Here is an 18689-nt window from a genome sequence, read left to right as displayed (position 1 = left end):
TAAGTTATAAATTGTAACAAAGATGAAACTCAATACAAGGATTTTAAGTTATATCAAAAACAATTTTATTTTCTTTTTTATCCATATAAACTCTTAATTTCTTGCCTTTAATTAGTCGACGGTTCAGTATTTCTTCAGCTAAGTAACCTTTTATTTCCCTTTCAATCAGTCTCTCTGTCGGGCGTGCCCCCATTTCCTTGCTGTAACCCATTTGTGCAAGATAAGACTTTACTTCCTCTTCTACTGAACAATTTATGCCCTTTTGCATAAGTTGTTTTTTCAATTCCAGAATGAATTTATCCACAATATGTAAAATTACATTCGCATTTAAGTCAGAAAAAGAAATAACCGCATCAAGACGATTACGGAATTCAGGGCTAAAAATCTGTTCCATTGCTTTTTCGCTATCACTAATGTTAAAATTTTTATGCCCAAAGCCAATAGAGCTCTTACTGCGTTCAAACGCCCCTGCATTAGTTGTCATAATCAAAATTATATTGGAAAAGTTAACTTTACGCCCGTAGGTGTCTGTAACACAACCATAATCCATGATTTGTAGCAATATATTGTAAATATCACTGTGAGCTTTCTCAATTTCATCAAGAAGCACAACGCTATATTGATTATTAGATATAGATTCTGTGAGTAGTCCACCCTGATCATAACCTACGTATCCAGGAGGGGAACCAATCATTCTAGATATTGTATGAGATTCCATATATTCAGACATATCAAAGCGTATAAGATTCATACCCATACTTTTTGCTAACTGTTTTGCAAGTTCAGTTTTACCAACACCAGTTGGTCCTGCAAAAAGATAATTTGCCAAGGGCTTATTATAATTTCTCAACCCAGATTTAGCAATTTTAATAGAATTAACAAGGGATTCTATTGCTTGCCCTTGACCAAAAATGACCTTCTCAAGATTTTCTTTTAGAGATTTTACTTTTTGTATATCGTCAAATTCAGACCCACAAGGCACATTTGTAATTCTAGTGATAGTGTTCTTAATATCTCTACTGTTTACAATTTTATGTTTGTTTTTTAGTAACTTACAATATGCTCCTGCTTCATCTATAACATCAACTGCTTTATCAGGTAATATTCGCCCAGTAATATACTTATGTGAAAGTTCAGCTGCAGACTTGATGGCATGTTTTGTATAATACACCCCATGATACCCTTCATAGTAGTGCTTTATACCATTTAGTATCTTTATTGTCTCATTAACAGAGGACTCTTTCACATTAATTTTTTGAAACCTTCTTGCTAATGCTTTATCCTTTTCAAAGCTGCTGCTGTATTCTCTGTATGTGGTTGCACCTATACAACTCAATGTACCTCTTGCAAGTGCGGGCTTGAGCAGATTACCGGCATCAAGAAAGCTACCACTTGTTGAACCAGCTCCAATGATAGTGTGTATTTCATCAATGAAAAGAATAGCACCCGGTTTTGCCTCAATTGCTTTTATTATAGATTTTATTCTCTCTTCAAAATCACCTCTATAGCGTGTTCCTGCAAGGAGTGCTCCTAAATCCAAAGCATAAATTATGCTGGACCTCAGTGTATTGGGAACACTACCTTCAATGATCTTCAATACCAAGCCTTCAACTATTGTTGTTTTACCGACACCTGGGTCTCCTACGTATAAAGGGTTGTTTTTTCTGCGTCTTAATAATATTTCTATAGTGCGATCTAATTCATAATCACGACCAATAACGTAATCTATTTTTTTACTTCTCGCATAATCATTTAAATTTTTACAATAACTTTGTAGAACTTCCTCATCTTTTAATAATTCACCTTTACTTACTGCAGTGGAGACATCGTTATTTTTATCAAGTTTTATTTTACGATTAGTAGTGTATTCGTCTATATCGTTAGAGTATTTCATATTAGATATGTGGTAAATCAAATTGGAATCCTTTGCGTTTTGTTTCTGCAATAGATCTTCAATGTAGAAATTTTGTTCAGACAAAATTTCTACTAGGACATTTGCTCCATTTATTTCTTTTTTTCCCAAGCTGTGAGACCGTATTACGGCCCTATGTATCATGCATTGAAATAGCGAATTAGGTTTAATTCCATTGATAGTCGATTCAGAATTATCTTGTAAAAACCCTTTTATATTATTACTACAACCATCAACCTTAATATTACACCTTGATAGAATGTTATCTATATTTATGATTTCATCAACTCTGATATTACATCTTGATAAAACGTAATTTACATCCACATCTTTAGTCAACGCCAGCAATAAATGCTCTACTTTTGCATATTTAAGGTTAAAATTAGAGGCAATTAGCAATGCCCTATTTAAACTTGCCTCTAAATTTTTAGAAATCATCTTTACTCTCTTTAAAAATTGGGACTTATATATAATTGATAGCACACAATTATTAAAAAAACTGAAACCCAGCAGTTTATTATAGCTAAGCTCTGTGTAATAGGCCTATTGTAAAGGAATTAGACTTCTTGCATAACAAACTTTTAGCAGCACGTTGGAAAAACTTACTTGACAAACTCCGCCAGTCCTCTTATCATGGAAGTGAAGCTATTGTATTTGCTTTCGCCAATCTGCAGATTAAAAGGTAAGGATTACTTAAGGTATCGGCGTCTTATGTTCAATTTTTTGCAGTACATAGGTACTGTATGTCTTTACAAAACTTCATCTACATCTAGGTTTATACCTAAATAAGCTGAACGCGCTTACAAAGCGTTACAAGACATCAAAAAATGCCAATACTCGACAGAGATAGTAAAGGACTAGCTAACTCGGGTTTTCTTTGTCTTTTTTTCTGCTTGGTAAACTTCTTAAACACTTGCAGCGTAGGTTAGTAGCGATTAAAAGCGGCTAAATCTCGCTTGTCAGGGGTTTAAAACATAAAAAACGCCAGTACTTTAAAGCGGAAAATAATCACAGGGCTTCTTTTGCCTTTTTTTTAGATTAGTAAGTTTCTTAAATATTTTCTTAAATTTTATAGCTAGACTGGATTCCAGACTGGGATGACAAGAAAGGGATGCTTTAGCTATTTTAAATAGGATTAAATTTATGTAATACAAATAATAAATTGCTATTCTTAAATTTGATCAGATTGATTGCAAAAAAACAAGATTTTCAATAGGTTGCTTATAATCCTAACTATAGTTAGCCTTTCGTAGGTAGCGATGCAACAACCAGCCTAAATTAGCTTTAATGCTTAGATGTTGTACTATTTTTGCATAATATATCATTATAAGCATATATTTTTGTAATCACGTTATCATTTATTTAACAAAGTATTAGTATAATCTATGTACTGGATTAAACGGAGAAAATTGAATGAGCAAATTACCGAATAATGCAAAAGTAAGTAAATCTCAGGTTACTCAGTGGGAGGTAATAAAGAATTGTGAATATGCTGATAATTGCTTGTCAAAAATAGTAACTTTATACGTCATTAAAATGGCTCAGCTATCAGATTTTTATACGAGTAATGAACCTGAAATTAACACTATTCTGGCAAGAATAAGTGTGACGAGTGAAAATGTATTTTTAAATAAGGCTATTACTATTGAAGTTATGGAAGGTATTTTTCCGTATAAATTCAACAGTAAGAAGAAAAATAACATATCAAGGCTAGAAGATTTGTACAATTACTTATGTTCTATTGTGAATAACAGTCTTCCAAAAGAAATGCTCGAAAGTCTTATAAGAGAATACAAAGATGCTGTTAACTTATTTAAAGCAATTACCTAATGGAACGTAGTACTTTCAAGGCTTTGTTCTCTATTTCAGAAACGCCGCTCTCAAGGCTTTTATCTATCAAACACATGGTAGATAGATATATTTGTCGTTTTTTTGTAACATCGATAGTTAAAGTACCAGGAGTGATCGTGACTGAATTGGCAAACAATGCGATGCTTCCGTCGTTATGCCCTTTGTATTTTTTTAGGATAATGACTGGCTCAAGTTTAAGTTTAGTTTGTAGCACCTTTTTTGTTACATAAATGCTTGATAAAATGATTTGGTATATTAACCATGGTATATAACTTACTAACTTACAAAACTGCAGTCTATTTGTACCATTCAAGATCTGGCTGAGAGTACTTTCAGCATTTATCAATCGGTTAAAGATGAACAATGTGAATATAGAAGAAAATATCCCACAAAAAACAAAAAACGGTTCAAAATAACCAGACAATACAGTCCATAAAGAAAATAAAATGATAAATGACAGAGAAAAAAACTTAATTTTTTGCCTAAGGTTCATGGCTCGCAGTATAACTCAAATGATTTTTTAAGGAAAGATAATAATTCTAGAAAAAGTGAAGAGAAAGTTGACTACTTTTATAAAGTGAGCTACATATTATTCTCCTCACAAACTAGGTCAAAGAAAAGCATACTTATAACGCTCCTAGTTGAATAGACTTCTTGCATAACAAACTTTTGGCAGCACGTTGGAAAAACGACTTGACAAACTCCGCCAGTCCTCTTATCATAGTAGTGAAGCTATTGTATTTGCTTTCGCCAATCTGCAGATTAAAAGGTAAGGATTACTTAAGGTATCGGCGTCTTATGTTCAATTTTTTGCAGTACATAGGTACTGTATGTCTTTACAAAACTTCATCTACATCTAGGTTTATACCTAAATAAGCTGAACGCGCTTACAAAGCGTTACAAGACATCAAAAAATGCCAATACTCGACAGAGATAGTAAAGGACTAGCTAACTCGGGTTTTCTTTGTCTTTTTTTCTGCTTGGTAAACTTCTTAAACACTTGCAGCGTAGGTTAGTAGCGATTAAAAGCGGCTAAATCTCGCTTGTCAGGCGTTTAAAACATAAAAAACGCCAGTACTTTAAAGCGGAAAATAATCACAGGGTTCCTTTTGCCTTTTTTCCTATTTAGCAAATTTCTTAAATATTTTCTTAAATTTTATAGCTAAACGACAACCGCTGCTTGTTAGCGCCGCGGCGGTATGACGTAGCTTGCTTGGTTAGCTATAGATCCCAGTGTCACGCACTGGGATGACAAAAAAAAAGGGCACTGGGATGACAAAAAAAAGGGCACTGGGATGACAAAAAAAAGGGCACTGGGATGACAAAAAAAAGAGCACTGGGATGAGAAAAAAAAGAGCACTGAGATGACAGGAGAAGGAGGCACTCGGATGACATCCTTTCCCGGTCTATCAAATCACAATGTTCGTACAGTATCACACACTGAGATCTGATAGACAATGCTCGTACAAATGTGAGCTTGATCATAAATTGTGTAAAACTTAGTTTTGTGTTTTGTAGTATTATACAATCGAATTGATAAAAGCTATATTATCTCCTTGCAGCATCAAGTGTATATTTTTTGCTATTTTCTCTACTAAGGGAGTAACATTGTCAAAATTTTCAAATTTTGACAATACATAATCCGCTAGACTTCTTTGATCTTCAGGTCTACCTACTCCAAATCTCAGGCGCCAATAATTATTACCAATAGAACTATCTATAGATTTAAGTCCATTGTGTCCAGCAGAGCCACCACCTTTCTTTATTTTTATTCTTCCGAGTTCTAGATCAGCGTCATCATGTATAACAAGGATATTATCTAACAAAAATTTGTAAAAATTTCGTATTTTTGCAACAGGAACCCCTGAATTGTTCATAAATGAATAAGGCTTTAGCAATATAACTTTGTTGTCGTTAATTATGCCAGAAGTTACCAGATAATCGGCTTTTTTAGAAAATGATTGAAAACCCCAATACTTGCAAATTGCATCAACAACGATGAAGCCAACATTGTGATAAGTTAGTTCATATTGGCCACCAGGGTTACCAAGCCCAACTATCAGATACACTATTCCTCTGTTTCTGCTTTAGGTTCTTCAACATCACTATCGGCAGCAGAAATTGTAACAACGGTAAAGTTTTCTTCCTCGTGTGCTGCAAGCTTAACATCTTCTGGCAATTTTACATCATTTATGTGTATAGACTGACCAATCATTTTACCTGATAGATCGACTTCTATAGCCTGAGGTATTTTGTCAGGAGAACATTTAACAGTGATAGAACGGCATAAAACATTAAGCACTCCACCCAATTTGATTCCTGGAGATTTGCTTTCATTTACAAATGATAAAGGTATGTCTATTTTGATTTCACTACCTTTATCAACAAATTGAAAATCAACATGTTGTATAGTATCCTTCACTACATGCCATTGAATATCGCGAACAAGGGCATATTCTTTTTTGCCTGAAATATTAAGTTCCACCAAATGTGCAGAAAGAGAACCTGATTTATATTGCTTCGTGAATTCCTTTGCAGACAATGTTAAATTTACATTATCATGGCCTTTCCCATATATAACTGCAGGTATATTTCCTTTATTTCTTAGAGAATGCATTGCTTTTGTTTTTGTTACATCGCGTAACTCTGCATTAATAGTTTGTTGCGCCATTGGTTGCTCCTATTCAGCTAATCCTTTTAATATAATTTAGTAATAATATAACATAAAAATATTTATTTCAAACTTCATTCTTTCATGTTGAGCAAGAAAGCAAACTAGAATTCTTTCGAAACTTGCTTCTAGGCTGGGAGCACAAGGACGCAGTCTGTTGCATTCAAAAGAACTTATATCTTATTGTTTTTCCTGTGCATCTAATAATTATTAAGAATTATATTATAAAATATAGTAACTACTATAGAATATTTATGAGTTTAAATAAAAAAGTAAAGACTTTACCCAACACAGCACCAATTATTGTAACTTGGGTCCCAAAAGACACTGGAAAAACGTTGCCAGATGGCAAAAATAGCAAACTCAACTATGTGGATGTGTTAATTAAGCATAAACAAGGAACTAATGAAGATAGGGATATTTTTTTGGTTGTAAACGGACCAGGATTTAAATTAGGTCAAATCGAGGAATTGAGGGATAAATTCAAAGGGGTAGATGGAATACATGTTATAGATCTACATGACCCTAAATATAGCCCTTGTTGGAATGAGATTGATCAAGGGTGGAAAATAAGTGGAAAGGATGTGAGCATTCAAGATTATTTTCATGACATGTATGGCAAGAAATCTGAGGAGAGAACACATTTTGCAATTGAAATTGATACCTTCCGGTATATTGCAGCTTATTGTATGCTATGTGAACAAAAAGGATCTCAAATGGAAGCGGGAGTAGTTTATACGGATTTTGATGCTCTCGAGAGCATCAGTAATGATAAATATAAAGAACAGAGAAAAAAACTTTATGGCAGGGATGAGGAGCAAAAAGGTATAGGAAGTGACATAACAATACCTGATGGAATTTTAGTGAATAAAAATAATAATGACATAATTGCTGTTACAGATTCACTTATATTGAAAAAGATCTGTGATAAGTATAAACATAGTATGTTTAATCAGAATGAAATAAAGGCAAGATTTGAAGAAAAGCTAGGGAAAGAAAAAATTGAAGAACTAATCCAAGCTAAGCCTGGGAAAGATATAATGTGTGCAATACTTTATTCTAAGCCTGAAAAGTCGTATTTTTTTGAGCAAAATATCGCTCAGCTTACCTTTAACCGTGAATTAAAAGATATGTTTCAATCATGTGATGTTGACTTTATTAAAAATGGAGGTGAGTACCTTCCACAGGGACAGACAATTGATGATCAAAGGGTTGGTCATAATGACATTTCTTGGTGTAAAGATCTTTATATTTAGCTAATTTAATAATAATTTAACCATTGGAAATGTAAAATTATAATATATTAATTAGCTAGGGGGTAAAAAATGACAACGAATTGGCTTCATGATCTTTTTTTCGGTTCTAATGAATCGAAAATAAAAGCACTAGAAGAACTTCAAAATATGGATGCTGAGCAGTTTGAAAAAGCGTTTAATGTGTTAAAAGAATTGCAAGGAGCTCAAAATATGGATGATGAGCGGTTTAAAGAAGCGTTTAACTTGTTAAAAGAATTGCAAGGAGCTCAAAATATGGATGATGAGCGGTTTGGAATCATACAAAAGTACTTAGACGGTTTGCAAGAAAGACTCGCAGACGTGGAAGAACAAGTAGGAACACTTACAGAAACAGTAGCAGATCAAGAAAGAATAATGGCGACTTGTATCATAGTTACTGCTATTGCAGCAATAGTGGTAGCTTCTTTTGTTATATTCTGCATCTATCAGGGAGTTGAGTGTGAAAGGAAGAAAAAAGAGGATTTGTCTAAAGATACACCAGACACAAAACTTAATAATCTAGGTACTGACGAAAAACTGAGTGGTTTAGATGCTAGAAGAAGGTGTGACTAAATAACACTCTTCTTGAGGAGGTGTTACATAGCTTGTAACACCTTATTCCTTCTCTATTACAATTAAAAATCTCATACAGATAATTAATGAATTATCTGGCAAGAATTCAAGCTTTAATTTGAAAAAAGTACAATGTGCTGCTACTCAGTTGAAGTCTTACAAATTAAAACTCATTCCAAACTCAACTCCATGCAAAAGTTTATGAAATTTTTGTAACTTGTAACCAGCAAAAACACTTGTTCTCGCAGAAAGTGGAAGATTAATACCAGAACCTATCTGGTAAGAAAAAAATCCTTCTAGATCTTGATCTTGTTGTTCTTGTGAAGACAATTTAGTAACACCTCCTATGCCGAAAGTAATGTAAGGAGTAATACCCGTACTTTCAAGTTTATAATGATAATGAAGCTTTGCCATGAATCCCAGCTCTGCCAAAATTTCCTTACTAAGAACAGGTTTGACCACAGGGCCAACTGAAATTTTAACGCTATCTGTATAATGATAGCCAAGACCATAATCAGCACCAAGCCAGCCATATGATGAAGAAGTATAGATCCTATCTCTAATCCAATCAACTCCAAAACATGGTACTGACAAAGAAACAGCAGGCAATATAGCTACCAAAGCAAGTAATTTTTTCACTTTCATCCTCTAAATATTGATATACGCATGTATACACACATAAACGTTAAAAATCAAATAATTTATAGGATAAAACCGGAATTATTTTATTTTCTTAGTTACTTGTTTTTCTCTTGCTATTGCAAGACTTTTTTCTGGTACATCCTCAACTATAACACTACCTGCTGCAATTACAGATTCATCATGAATATTAAGTGGCGCAATCAATGAGCTATTGGCGCCAACAAAGCAATTGCTCCCAATATTCGTTTCATGTTTATTTTTCCCATCATAATTACAAACAACTGTACCAGCACCTATGTTACTTCCTGGCCCTACTTTAGTATTTCCTATATAACTTAAGTGCTTTATTTTAGTATTTGCACCTATATCACTTGCTTTTGCTTCGACAAAGTTTCCCATGATTGCACTATCGCCAATTGCTGTGTCTTCACATTTGGTAAATGGGCCAATTCTAGCACCAGACCCTATTTTTACTCCAGGACCAAAAAAAACGTATGGGTAGATAATCGAATCTATGCCAATTTGTGTGTCAAGAGAGAAGAAAACAGTTTCTGGAGCAACAAGCGTCACTCCGGAGTTGGTAAAAAATTTTCTTTTGTTTTCTTGAAAGTAGAACTCAGCTTTTGCAAGATCATTTCTATTATTTATGCCAATTGCTTCTTCTCCACCCGTAATAACATAACCAACATTTAAATTACTTTCCACTGCGATGGAAACTATATCGGTTAAGTAATATTCGTGGGTCAACTTATTACACTCTATTTTCTCCACCAATTCACGTAAATTTTTTGCATATGCAACCATTATTCCAGCGTTAGCAAGAAACTCTTCGTTATTATTTTTATCATTCTTTGCTTCTACGATTTCTTTTAATGAACCATCCTCAATAATTAATCTACCGTATTCTTTATTGCTTGTTTTAAAACCAAGACAAACTAGAGCCTTGTCTTCTAAGCAACTAACCATTTTAGTTATTGTGCTGCTTTTTATGAGTGGAGTATCTCCATACTGCACAATAACTATGTTAGAATCTGGCAATTCTTTCAGGTTTCTCATCGCAGTTTTGACTGCATCTCCCGTGCCGAGCGTTGATTCTTGTGTAATTAACTGTATATCCTTAAAGCACTTTAGTCTTTCAATTAAAGGCAAATCAACTACAACAGCTATATGTTCAGGATTTAACTGTTTTGCACTGTAAATGACATGCTGGAACATGGAAAAATTGCCTATTTTGTGCAGAACTTTAGGCAAATCTGAATTCATCCGCCTGCCATGCCCGGCAGCAAGTATAATGAACGTATAAGCTTTGTTTGTCACTTATCTTAAAGATGAAAAATGAAAACCATAGTGGTTAAGCCAGCTAATTTTATTGTCATAAAAGCTCCTTAAGTCGCTAATTTGGTATTTCAGCATTGCAAGCCTTTCTATGCCGATACCAAATGCAAAACCGTTGTATTTAGTATGGTCTATTCCAACATTTTGAAATACATTTGGATGCGTCATACCGCATCCCAGTACTTCTATCCATTTACTACCTTTATAACTTATGTCCACTTCTGCAGAAGGCTCAGTAAAAGGGAAAAAACTATTACGAAAACGTATCTTTAGACCTTTATCTCCAAAAAACTTATTAAGGAAATGATGAATAGTAAATTTTAACTGGCCCATATTGACATTCTCATTGACATATAACCCCTCTATCTGGTGAAACATAGGAGTGTGAGTTGCATCAAAGTCATTCCTATATACCCTACCTGCAGCTACTATTTTAATTGGGAAAGTTTTCGCTTTTTCCATCGTTCTAATCTGCGCAGATGAGGTGTGAGTGCGCAGCACCATTCTTTTATCGTTTATTTTATTCTTTAAGTAGAAGGTATCTTGCTCCTCTCGTGCAGGGTGATGACTTGGAGTATTCAGTGCATCAAATACATGAAATTCATCTTCAATGTCCGGCCCATCCACTGCTTTGAAACCCATATGTGCAAAAATGAGCTTTGCTTCATTTATAACTTTACTTAATGGATGAACCCTGCCAATTTTTTCTGGTCTGACAGGCAATGTGATATCAACTGCCTCGTTTTGCAATTTAAAGTTAACTTCTGCGGTTTTTAGTGTATTTTCTCTATTCATTATAAGCTGATCTAGCTTATTACGTAAAACGTTGATAACTTCGCCTAGATTACGCTTTTCTTCTGCGTTTTCTATCTTTTTTAAACTATCAAAATAAACTTTAACTGCTCCCTTTTTTCCCAAATATGATAGTCTAACTTTTTCTAAATCTTGCAAAGAAGAAGCACTTTCAATTTCGGAAACTGCTTTATCTTCAAGTAAAGGTATTTCATTCAGTAGCTCTTTATTCATCTTAAAAATACTAGCTTAAACTTTGATTATAGCGAAATCTTACATAGCATCAACAATCTGAAAAATTGCCACTCTAATTATTAATTTATTGACTAATATATTAATTATATTTACTATGCCCGCTAGTGATGCTGAAACTAATAAGAAGTATGAAATAGAAGATCTGCCTAAGTTCTTTGAGGATAAATCTGAAGACATAAGCACAGCATTTTCTGATGGACCAATTAATATTAGCACTATTTGCTGTGGAAAACCCAAGGACAAACGGGGTAAGAAAATTAAAGGTATACAAGAAATTTCATTTAAGCTTGAGCTATTAACAACAACAGACAAAGATATACGTAAAACAACGTTAGTACGAGTAAAATCTTTAATTAAATTTTTTAAAGCTTGCCTACATGAGAACAAAAACTTTACAGCCCATATTGAGGTAAAAAAGGCAAGTGAAGAATTATATAAAAAATATCGTGATACTAAGGTTCATAAAGATAACACTGTAGAAGGATTTATAAGCAATGTCCCACATCAAATTCTCTTAGAACCTGTTTAAAATCTTCGCAATAAGAGAGAAACGAAGGAAAGAACGACCATTTGTAGGCTAGTATTGAGTTTTCGCTCACAGTTTTTCCACAATCGCCTGCATTTTTCCAACCAAGCAAAAGACCGCTCAACAACCCATCTTTTTGGCAATACAGCAAAGGTATGTAATTCGCTTCGTTTTATTACCTCAACAGCTGCACCAATAGTTACTTTTATTTGTGTTGCAAAATTTTCTCCTGTATAGCCAGCATCAACGAGTATATTTTTGACTTCAGAGAGGTTTTCTTTAGCATTTCCCACCATTTTTACAGCACTGCTACGATCAGTTGCTTCTGCCGTTGTTATATGAATTGCATGTGGCAAGCCCTGTGTATCAACTGCGATATGACGCTTTATACCTGAAATCTTTTTACCTGCATCATAACCCTTTCTTTCAGCAGTATCTGCGTTTTTAACGCTTTGAGCATCAATTATGCAGAAACTGGTTTTCTCTTTCCGACCATTGTTGATACGGACCTCTCCAACTAATTTTTTTTAAGACTAATTCCAACAAACTTGGTTCTTCTCCATCCTTTTTATTCCACATTTGAAAATAATAATATATGCTCTCCCACCTTGGAAAATCTTTTGGCAACATCCTCCACTGGCAACCACTTTTTAGGACGTATAATACTGTACAAAATACATCATATAAATCAAGTTTTCTTGGTTTTGTTTTCCTCCTGCTACTCTCCAGAATTGGTTTGATTTTTTCAAATTGCTCTCGACTTATATCACTTGGATAACTTTTTCGCATAGATATACCTCATTCTTAATCTACCCCTATTTTACCTTATCCTTTCGAGATTTTAAACAGGTTCTTAGAAATACTGGAAATACCACAGCCAACTGGCGAGTCTTTTTTTTCAAGAGAATATTTACAAGAGCAAGTATGTAAAAAAAAGGAGCAATTGCTCAAATTAATTACAAACCCTTCACCAGCAACAAACAAACCACCAACCACTAATACTGACTTCAAATCATCGTTAAAGACTGTATTCTCCTCAAAAGAAACTTATTTCTGCTTGTTTATTATAGGAGCCTCTATATCAATACTTTGCTTATGGCATTTTCCACTCGGAAAGTTGCCAGTCTTACAAGGATTAGTGCAGCAGGACAAAAGAGAAAATATCGGATTAATGTTGAACATAGGGTTACCAATATTAATCATGTTTTGTGTTTTAAATTTTGCTCACTTTGTATATTCTGAATATTCGGTAGAATCTATTGAACAGAACAATTCTCTTTCTCGTGCTTAACAAAATATAAAAAAGCTGTTTTAAAAGATTTTTCATGATAATATTTTCACTTTATGTTTAAAGGAATTATTACAGAAATAGGAACTATAATCGATATCACCATTAACCCTAATTCTTTCCATATCAAGGCACAAAACTTATCCTTTATAAATAAAGGAGATTCAATAGCTTGCTCAGGTGTGTGTTTAACTGTTGTTGATGTAATGAGCGATACATTTACAGTTCAAGTGTCTCAAGAAACCATAAAAGTCACCAACTTAAATACATGGACAGTAGACAAAAAAATAAATCTCGAACAAGCGATGAGATTAAGTGATAGGATCGATGGCCACCTAGTGCAAGGTCATGTGGATAAGGCAGCGAAAATTTTAATAATTAAACAAAATTTAGATTCTCATGAAATTACGCTATCGTGCTCACAGGAATTAACTAAATTCATAGCAAAAAAAGGATCTATTACGCTAGATGGGGTTTCCCTCACAGTAAATTCAGTTATTAACAGACCCATTTCGAAATTTGTTTGTGGTGAGAAATTTTTAGGAGAAGTACAGGCGAGCACCGCAGAATACTTAGATGTATTTGAGGAGCATAGTCAAGCTTCGACAACAAAATTGCCATCAGAAATCGAATTTCAAAAGGGATCTGCTGAATTTACTGTAAATATCACTCCCTATACATGGAAAAATACAACTTTTCAGTATAACAAAGTGAATGATTATCTGAATTTAGAAATTGACATGATCGCTAGGTACTTAGATCAATTGATGCAGCATAAATACAATTAATTTTACAATCTTGTTATTTACAATTATTATATCTTGAAAACCATATAGATATAAAATATGCTTTTCGATAGCCTAATTATCTTCATTGTTGTTTTATGTGTAATAATCTCGTTAACTAGAGGCTTTATAAAAGAGCTATGCGCGCTAATGTTTCTATTTTTATCAGTCTTTCTGACAGCTAATCACTATGATTTTTTTACTATAAACTATAGTAAATATTTTGACTCTAAAGCTACACAGAACATACTCTCTACAATTTCCGTACTTATTATACTCAATCTTATATTTATGATAATAAATAACTGGCTAATGTATATATTATCACCCATAAGGTTGGGATTAATTGATAGAGTTACTGGAATCTTTATCGGAGTGCTCAGAGGAATATTGTTTTCTTATGTACTATTCTTTGCTGTGCACTTATATTGCTACACAGTGTATGATAAAAAAGAAGAACAGTCTAAAATAGAAGCAGAAGACATATTGCCTAATTGGATAATAAATTCGCACTCTTATCAGACTTTATTTGTGACAATAGAAGACATAGTTGATATGTATATACCAGAGTCGTTGATACTAAGAATAAAAGAAATTGGTGAAGGAATGGCTGCTCAAGAAAAACCTGAAGGTAATAAGAAAGAAGAATAATACCCATGTTTACGAGGCGATAGTTGGTGGCTTTTTGGAATTTTTTGGTTTTGCCATAACATTTCGTCTATTGCACTGTTGTTGCTTTTATAAATTAATTATGTTAACAGCGTATTAATTGCTCAGTTAAGGAGCTGATCCATAAAATTTTCTCGAAGGATTATCTTCTTGAATTCTAGAACATTATTTTTTTAGCGTTGCTGCGAGAGTCAAAAATCCTGTAGTATATTAAAGCTTGAAGAGATATCTTTAAATATGGAAGTTATTGCAGAAAATAGAAAAGCAAGGTTTGAATATTTTATCTTAGAAGAATTTGAAGCGGGTATGGTCCTATTAAGTAGCGAAGTTAAATCGCTAAGGGAAAGAAAAGCGAATATTTCTGACGCTTATGTTATCGAAAAAAACAGTGAAATATGGCTGCACAATATGCACATTGCAGAATATAAAGCTGCAAATCGAAAAAATCATAAGCCAAAAAGGGAACGTAAATTACTTCTGCATAAAAAAGAGATAAATAAATTAATTGGTCAGATCAAGACCGCTGGGATAACTGTTGTGCCACTTTCAATTTATTTTAATGACAAAGGATTAGCAAAAACTAAAATTGCCATTGTGAAAGGAAAAAAACTTTACGACAAGAGAGCAACCATAAAACAGAGAGAGTGGGATCGTGAAAAAAGTAGATTGTCCAAAAATGATTTATAGCAAAATATGTCTTTAAATCCAGTAATTTTCAGCATCGGTCCTATATCTGTATACTGGTATTCTTTGGCGTATGTTTTGGGTATAGTGTTTGCATATTGGTATTTACATAAGCTGGACGACCAAAAAATATTCACTAAGAATTGCTACGACTCGCTATTAACAGCCACTATTATAGGTATTATCCTTGGAGGCAGACTTGGCTATGTATTGATATATGATCCGGTTTATCATATAAGCAACCCTATCGAGATATTGAAGACCTGGGAAGGAGGGATGTCATTTCATGGTGGCGCTATAGGAGTTTTGCTTGCAGTAATAATCTCGTGTAAAAGACATAACACTCCTATATTTTACACGCTAGACCTAATTTCTTGTGGGATTCCCATAGGTTTATTTTTAGGTCGCATAGGCAATTTTATAAACGGAGAGTTATTTGGTAGAGTAACAAATGTGCCGTGGGGTATGGTATTTCCAGAAAGCGGTGATAATTTGCTGCGCCATCCAAGCCAGCTTTATGAGGCATTTTTTGAAGGGCTGCTACTTTTCGCAGTGGCAAATTCACTATTCTTTTTGACTAGAGTAAGGCTGTATCGCGGTGCATTAACTGGCATTGCAGTTATGTGGTACGGAATTGTACGTTTTGTGGTTGAGTTTTTTCGCGAACCAGACTATCAAGTTGGCTATTTGTGGCTTGATTTAACTATGGGGCAGTTGCTTTCTATACCTATGGTTTTGCTGGGAATGCTTGTATATCTAGGCGCATTAAATTTAAAATTTAATACGAAATCTGTTACATAGAGGAAAGGTGAGTTTAACAGAAAAATGTAGCCAGAAGCCTATCTACTCCACACCGTGCAGACTGTACGAATTTTCTGCGTTGCAGTAGAATGAATGTGAGGTCCGGTGTTATTCCAGTGCTTATACCAACCTTCGTTATTGGGAAGACAAATAAAACGCATCACGAATTTGCCTAAACCTCCAGTTGTAGGGAAAAAGCGCTCTTTTTCTATTACCATTGAGACTTGGTATTAACCTACAACTATGCGAACATTGTGATTTGATAGACCGGGAAAGGAGGAGAGTAGGCCGGCGGAACTTCCCCACCAGCCCCCATAAGTGTAGCGGGAATTGGTATAATGTATCCGTTACCAAATTCCTGCTCTAAATTTAAAGGATAATTAGTGTTAATAAAATCTATTCCGTTCATAATGTACCTCACTAAAAGATTAAATTATAGTTAAAATAAGATGTTAAGTCAAGATATTGAATAATTTAATAAGGTTGATAAATTTAAAAATACAGCGCTGACTGTAATTAGCACTCTAATTACATACTTTATTAATACGCTAATGTTATAATGGTAAAGAGTCTGATATCATCTTAACTCTTGACTTTATCCTATAAAATTCATATTTTATTTACTGTTAGATTTATAGGATTAAAATGGCGTTAAACCCGTTAGAACAGTTTAAAGTATATACAATAATGGAATTACCCAGGTTATTGGGGTATGATATAAACTTCACCAATTCGTCGCTTTTTATGATGATTTCGGTGATGTTGATGATAATCTTCTTGCTCTTTGGAATAAGAAAGGGATCAGTAATACCAGGATATTTGCAAGCTGCAGTTGAATATGTATATGATTTTGTTATTTCAATAATAGAAAATAACACTGGAAGCCAAGGCCTGAAGCACATTCCGTTTATATTCACAGTATTTATTTTTATTTTATCGTGTAATTTAGTTGGTGTCCTTCCTTATAGTTTTACAGTTACAAGTCATGTGATAGTCACCTTTGCCTTATCAATGGTGGTTTTTGCTTATACAACGATTGCTGGGTTTAAAGAAAGGGGAGTAGAATTTTTACGTATATTGCTGCCGGAAGGCACTCCGTCATGGCTTGCACCCATGATGATTTTTATTAAACTATTTGCTTATTTGGCAAGGCCTATAAGCTTATCGATAAGGCTTGCTGCTAACATGATTGCAGGTCATACAATTATCAAAGTAATAGCAGGGTTTATTATGAGTATGCACGTGACTCTAACCCCTATACCGCTTTTATTTATAACTGCATTAATAGGGTTTGAAGTGTTTGTTGCAATTCTACAAGCTTACATATTCACCTCTTTAACATGTGTATACTTGTCAGATGCAGTAAAATAATTGACTTTATCTGCAGAACATTTTATAATTAACATCGTAAGGAAATGGTTAAAGGTAATATATGGATTTAGTAGCTTTAAAATTTATAGCGATTGGTTTAAGTGTATTTGGTATGCTCGGGGCGGGTCTTGGTGTAGCAAAGATATTTTCTACTATGTTAAGTGGGCTTGCAAGAAACCCTGAATCAGAAGATAAAATGAAGAAATATGTCTACACAGGAGCAGCTCTAGTTGAAGCAATGGGATTATTTGCATTTCTACTTGCACTACTATTAATATTTGTTGTTTAATATGCCGCAACTTGATGTTTCAACTTTCTTTTCTCAAGTTTTTTGGTTTTTAGTTTTTTTCTCTTCGCTTTTTTTTGTAGTAAGTTGTTTATTTCTGCCAAAGTTAGATGAAATAATAAACACTAGAAGTAAGGAGGTATTGGATTCTTTTAATAGTTCTGTCCATCTTTTAAGACTTATAGAAAATCAGGCTATTAAATATAATGCAACCTTAAACCAAGCTAAAATACAAGCAAAAAAGGTCATAGATGATGCACTTGCCCAGGTAGAAGAAATGAGAGTGAATGTGAAGAATATATTACAAGAGGAAGACAAGAAAATGAGCAAGCTCATTGAAGGAAAAGCAGCAAGGTTTAAATCTGAATATACTGATGAGTTAAAACAAACAGCCACTAATATTGCCTTAATTTACTACAATAAATTGACCAATTCTGAAATTGAAGAGGAGTTTGTTGCTAACTTGGTGTCCAAAGAATTTTAGGGGTTTTTATGTCTACATCACTGATTGTCGGCCTTGCCTTCTTGGTAGGTTTTATCCTTTCATATAAATTACTAAAGAAAGTGATAAAAAGTGCTCTCAGCAATAAGCGTAACAAGAGCAAACTTACGAATGAAGAGATTGAAAAATTCAGAAGAGATATGTTGGAGTATTACAGAAAATCTTCCGAAAAATACAAAAAATTAGATGCTGAAGTTAATAAAATGATGAATGAGGCGCTTGATAAGGCTAATAATATCATTAAGCACAATAGACAGCAACTGGATCAGACGTTAGATGGCAATACCCGCTCTAACTTGAAAAAAGTCACTGACAAAGTCGAAAAAGCTATTGGGGATTTACAAGCCAACACAGCTAATATAGCCGCTGATGCTGTAAAAAAAATAATGCAAGAGCATAAGGATGATAAGCGTAATAGTGAGGTCATATCTTCATTTTCACGTGACTTAAACAAAAAATTGCATTAGATTTA

The 18689-nt window shown here is 33.8% G+C and carries 22 protein-coding genes; 13 read left to right on the top strand and 9 right to left on the bottom strand.

The genetic code is table 11. From position 1 onward, the window contains the following. Positions 1 to 43: 43 nt before the first annotated feature. A complete protein-coding gene (locus ACICP6_RS00965; RefSeq protein ID WP_395463258.1) occupies positions 44 to 2350 on the bottom strand; it encodes an AAA family ATPase in 2307 nt (768 codons plus the stop codon). A gap of 975 nt (positions 2351 to 3325) precedes the next feature. Here ACICP6_RS00965 and ACICP6_RS00960 point away from each other — a divergent pair. Beyond that, positions 3326 to 3742, top strand: coding sequence for a hypothetical protein (locus ACICP6_RS00960; RefSeq protein ID WP_395463257.1), 417 nt, complete (start codon positions 3326 to 3328; stop codon positions 3740 to 3742). Here ACICP6_RS00960 and ACICP6_RS00955 read toward each other — a convergent pair. The 3 genes from ACICP6_RS00955 to ACICP6_RS00945 form a co-directional block, all read right to left on the bottom strand. Beyond that, complete coding sequence (locus ACICP6_RS00955) at positions 3735 to 4256, bottom strand: Na+/H+ antiporter subunit E (RefSeq protein WP_395463256.1); 522 nt, start codon at positions 4254 to 4256, stop codon at positions 3735 to 3737. The two genes, ACICP6_RS00960 and ACICP6_RS00955, sit on opposite strands and share 8 nt — an antisense overlap. A 1027-nt stretch (positions 4257 to 5283) precedes the next feature. Further along, positions 5284 to 5832 (bottom strand): aminoacyl-tRNA hydrolase, encoded by a 549-nt coding sequence (gene pth / locus ACICP6_RS00950; RefSeq protein WP_395463255.1) that lies wholly within the window; start codon positions 5830 to 5832, stop codon positions 5284 to 5286. After that, positions 5832 to 6434: a 50S ribosomal protein L25/general stress protein Ctc gene (locus ACICP6_RS00945; protein WP_395463254.1), complete on the bottom strand. Its 603-nt coding sequence runs from the start codon at positions 6432 to 6434 to the stop codon at positions 5832 to 5834. Before ACICP6_RS00945 ends, pth begins: the two co-directional genes overlap by 1 nt. Positions 6435 to 6688: 254 nt before the next feature. Here ACICP6_RS00945 and ACICP6_RS00940 point away from each other — a divergent pair, with 254 nt between their 5' ends. Together ACICP6_RS00940 and ACICP6_RS00935 are read left to right on the top strand one after the other, a co-directional pair. Next, positions 6689 to 7690 (top strand): hypothetical protein, encoded by a 1002-nt coding sequence (locus ACICP6_RS00940; RefSeq protein ID WP_395463253.1) that lies wholly within the window; start codon positions 6689 to 6691, stop codon positions 7688 to 7690. A gap of 69 nt (positions 7691 to 7759) precedes the next feature. Next, positions 7760 to 8281 (top strand): hypothetical protein, encoded by a 522-nt coding sequence (locus ACICP6_RS00935; protein WP_395463252.1) that lies wholly within the window; start codon positions 7760 to 7762, stop codon positions 8279 to 8281. A 156-nt stretch (positions 8282 to 8437) separates the two neighbouring features. Here ACICP6_RS00935 and ACICP6_RS00930 read toward each other — a convergent pair whose 3' ends face one another. The 3 genes from ACICP6_RS00930 to pheS form a co-directional block, all read right to left on the bottom strand. Then, entirely contained in the window at positions 8438 to 8920 is a 483-nt protein-coding gene (locus ACICP6_RS00930; protein WP_395463251.1) for an acyloxyacyl hydrolase, read from the bottom strand. An 81-nt stretch (positions 8921 to 9001) separates the two neighbouring features. Then, positions 9002 to 10240 (bottom strand): NTP transferase domain-containing protein, encoded by a 1239-nt coding sequence (locus ACICP6_RS00925; RefSeq protein WP_395463250.1) that lies wholly within the window; start codon positions 10238 to 10240, stop codon positions 9002 to 9004. Continuing rightward, complete coding sequence (gene pheS, locus ACICP6_RS00920; RefSeq protein ID WP_395463249.1) at positions 10241 to 11284, bottom strand: phenylalanine--tRNA ligase subunit alpha; 1044 nt, start codon at positions 11282 to 11284, stop codon at positions 10241 to 10243. An 88-nt stretch (positions 11285 to 11372) separates the two neighbouring features. Here pheS and ACICP6_RS00915 point away from each other — a divergent pair, with 88 nt between their 5' ends. Further along, positions 11373 to 11834 carry a hypothetical protein gene (locus ACICP6_RS00915; protein WP_395463248.1) on the top strand — a complete coding sequence of 154 codons (462 nt, stop codon included), beginning with the start codon at positions 11373 to 11375 and terminating at the stop codon, positions 11832 to 11834. On the opposite strand, the gene ACICP6_RS00910 is transcribed toward ACICP6_RS00915, so the two are convergent. After that, a protein-coding gene (locus tag ACICP6_RS00910) for an IS5 family transposase (protein WP_395462624.1) occupies positions 11831 to 12620 on the bottom strand; the annotation gives its coding sequence in 2 pieces (ribosomal slippage) (positions 11831 to 12358 and positions 12360 to 12620; 789 coding nt in all). The genes ACICP6_RS00915 and ACICP6_RS00910 overlap by 4 nt on opposite strands. Before the next feature lie 154 nt (positions 12621 to 12774). Between ACICP6_RS00910 and ACICP6_RS00905 the strand changes: the two genes are divergently transcribed. The 5 genes from ACICP6_RS00905 (at position 12775) to lgt (ending at position 16058) form a co-directional block, all read left to right on the top strand. Then, a complete protein-coding gene (locus ACICP6_RS00905; protein WP_395463247.1) occupies positions 12775 to 13122 on the top strand; it encodes a hypothetical protein in 348 nt (115 codons plus the stop codon). Positions 13123 to 13175: 53 nt separating this feature from the next. After that, on the top strand, positions 13176 to 13907 hold the full coding sequence (locus ACICP6_RS00900; protein ID WP_395463246.1) for a riboflavin synthase: 732 nt from the start codon (positions 13176 to 13178) through the stop codon (positions 13905 to 13907). 57 nt (positions 13908 to 13964) lie between these two features. Then, entirely contained in the window at positions 13965 to 14555 is a 591-nt protein-coding gene (locus tag ACICP6_RS00895; protein ID WP_395463245.1) for a CvpA family protein, read from the top strand. Between the two features lie 255 nt (positions 14556 to 14810). Then, on the top strand, positions 14811 to 15260 hold the full coding sequence (gene smpB, locus ACICP6_RS00890) for an SsrA-binding protein SmpB (protein ID WP_395463244.1): 450 nt from the start codon (positions 14811 to 14813) through the stop codon (positions 15258 to 15260). A 6-nt stretch (positions 15261 to 15266) separates the two neighbouring features. Then, a complete protein-coding gene (gene lgt / locus ACICP6_RS00885) occupies positions 15267 to 16058 on the top strand; it encodes a prolipoprotein diacylglyceryl transferase (protein ID WP_395463243.1) in 792 nt (263 codons plus the stop codon). Positions 16059 to 16299: 241 nt separating this feature from the next. On the opposite strand, the gene ACICP6_RS00880 is transcribed toward lgt, so the two are convergent. Then, entirely contained in the window at positions 16300 to 16467 is a 168-nt protein-coding gene (locus ACICP6_RS00880; protein WP_395463242.1) for a hypothetical protein, read from the bottom strand. Positions 16468 to 16703: 236 nt separating this feature from the next. Between ACICP6_RS00880 and ACICP6_RS00875 the strand changes: the two genes are divergently transcribed. The 4 genes from ACICP6_RS00875 (at position 16704) to ACICP6_RS00860 (ending at position 18684) form a co-directional block, all read left to right on the top strand. Then, positions 16704 to 17429, top strand: a complete 726-nt coding sequence (locus ACICP6_RS00875) for a F0F1 ATP synthase subunit A (protein WP_395463241.1) — start codon at positions 16704 to 16706, stop codon at positions 17427 to 17429. A gap of 61 nt (positions 17430 to 17490) precedes the next feature. Further along, positions 17491 to 17718: a F0F1 ATP synthase subunit C gene (locus tag ACICP6_RS00870; protein ID WP_395463240.1), complete on the top strand. Its 228-nt coding sequence runs from the start codon at positions 17491 to 17493 to the stop codon at positions 17716 to 17718. A 1-nt stretch (position 17719) separates the two neighbouring features. Next, a complete protein-coding gene (locus tag ACICP6_RS00865; protein WP_395463239.1) occupies positions 17720 to 18199 on the top strand; it encodes a hypothetical protein in 480 nt (159 codons plus the stop codon). An 8-nt stretch (positions 18200 to 18207) separates the two neighbouring features. Further along, positions 18208 to 18684: a hypothetical protein gene (locus ACICP6_RS00860; RefSeq protein WP_395463238.1), complete on the top strand. Its 477-nt coding sequence runs from the start codon at positions 18208 to 18210 to the stop codon at positions 18682 to 18684. Positions 18685 to 18689 lie beyond the last annotated feature (5 nt).

Origin of the sequence: Wolbachia endosymbiont of Cantharis cryptica (genome assembly GCF_964277405.1) — a bacterium.
In the GTDB taxonomy this organism is placed as follows: domain Bacteria; phylum Pseudomonadota; class Alphaproteobacteria; order Rickettsiales; family Anaplasmataceae; genus Wolbachia.
This window is presented reverse-complemented; position numbering and strand designations above follow the sequence as displayed.

Excerpts from the sequence above, each read along its gene's own strand:
- ACICP6_RS00880 (WP_395463242.1), bottom strand. The coding sequence starts at position 16,467 with ATGAACGGAATAGATTTTATTAACACTAATTATCCTTTAAATTTAGAG.
- ACICP6_RS00875 (WP_395463241.1), top strand. The coding sequence starts at position 16,704 with ATGGCGTTAAACCCGTTAGAACAGTTTAAAGTATATACAATAATGGAA.
- ACICP6_RS00940 (WP_395463253.1), top strand. The coding sequence starts at position 6,689 with ATGAGTTTAAATAAAAAAGTAAAGACTTTACCCAACACAGCACCAATT.
- pheS (WP_395463249.1), bottom strand. The coding sequence starts at position 11,284 with ATGAATAAAGAGCTACTGAATGAAATACCTTTACTTGAAGATAAAGCA.
- ACICP6_RS00865 (WP_395463239.1), top strand. The coding sequence starts at position 17,720 with ATGCCGCAACTTGATGTTTCAACTTTCTTTTCTCAAGTTTTTTGGTTT.
- ACICP6_RS00900 (WP_395463246.1), top strand. The coding sequence starts at position 13,176 with ATGTTTAAAGGAATTATTACAGAAATAGGAACTATAATCGATATCACC.
- ACICP6_RS00935 (WP_395463252.1), top strand. The coding sequence starts at position 7,760 with ATGACAACGAATTGGCTTCATGATCTTTTTTTCGGTTCTAATGAATCG.
- ACICP6_RS00860 (WP_395463238.1), top strand. The coding sequence starts at position 18,208 with ATGTCTACATCACTGATTGTCGGCCTTGCCTTCTTGGTAGGTTTTATC.
- ACICP6_RS00895 (WP_395463245.1), top strand. The coding sequence starts at position 13,965 with ATGCTTTTCGATAGCCTAATTATCTTCATTGTTGTTTTATGTGTAATA.
- ACICP6_RS00965 (WP_395463258.1), bottom strand. The coding sequence starts at position 2,350 with ATGATTTCTAAAAATTTAGAGGCAAGTTTAAATAGGGCATTGCTAATT.
- ACICP6_RS00955 (WP_395463256.1), bottom strand. The coding sequence starts at position 4,256 with ATGAACCTTAGGCAAAAAATTAAGTTTTTTTCTCTGTCATTTATCATT.
- ACICP6_RS00945 (WP_395463254.1), bottom strand. The coding sequence starts at position 6,434 with ATGGCGCAACAAACTATTAATGCAGAGTTACGCGATGTAACAAAAACA.
- lgt (WP_395463243.1), top strand. The coding sequence starts at position 15,267 with ATGTCTTTAAATCCAGTAATTTTCAGCATCGGTCCTATATCTGTATAC.
- ACICP6_RS00870 (WP_395463240.1), top strand. The coding sequence starts at position 17,491 with ATGGATTTAGTAGCTTTAAAATTTATAGCGATTGGTTTAAGTGTATTT.
- smpB (WP_395463244.1), top strand. The coding sequence starts at position 14,811 with ATGGAAGTTATTGCAGAAAATAGAAAAGCAAGGTTTGAATATTTTATC.
- ACICP6_RS00960 (WP_395463257.1), top strand. The coding sequence starts at position 3,326 with ATGAGCAAATTACCGAATAATGCAAAAGTAAGTAAATCTCAGGTTACT.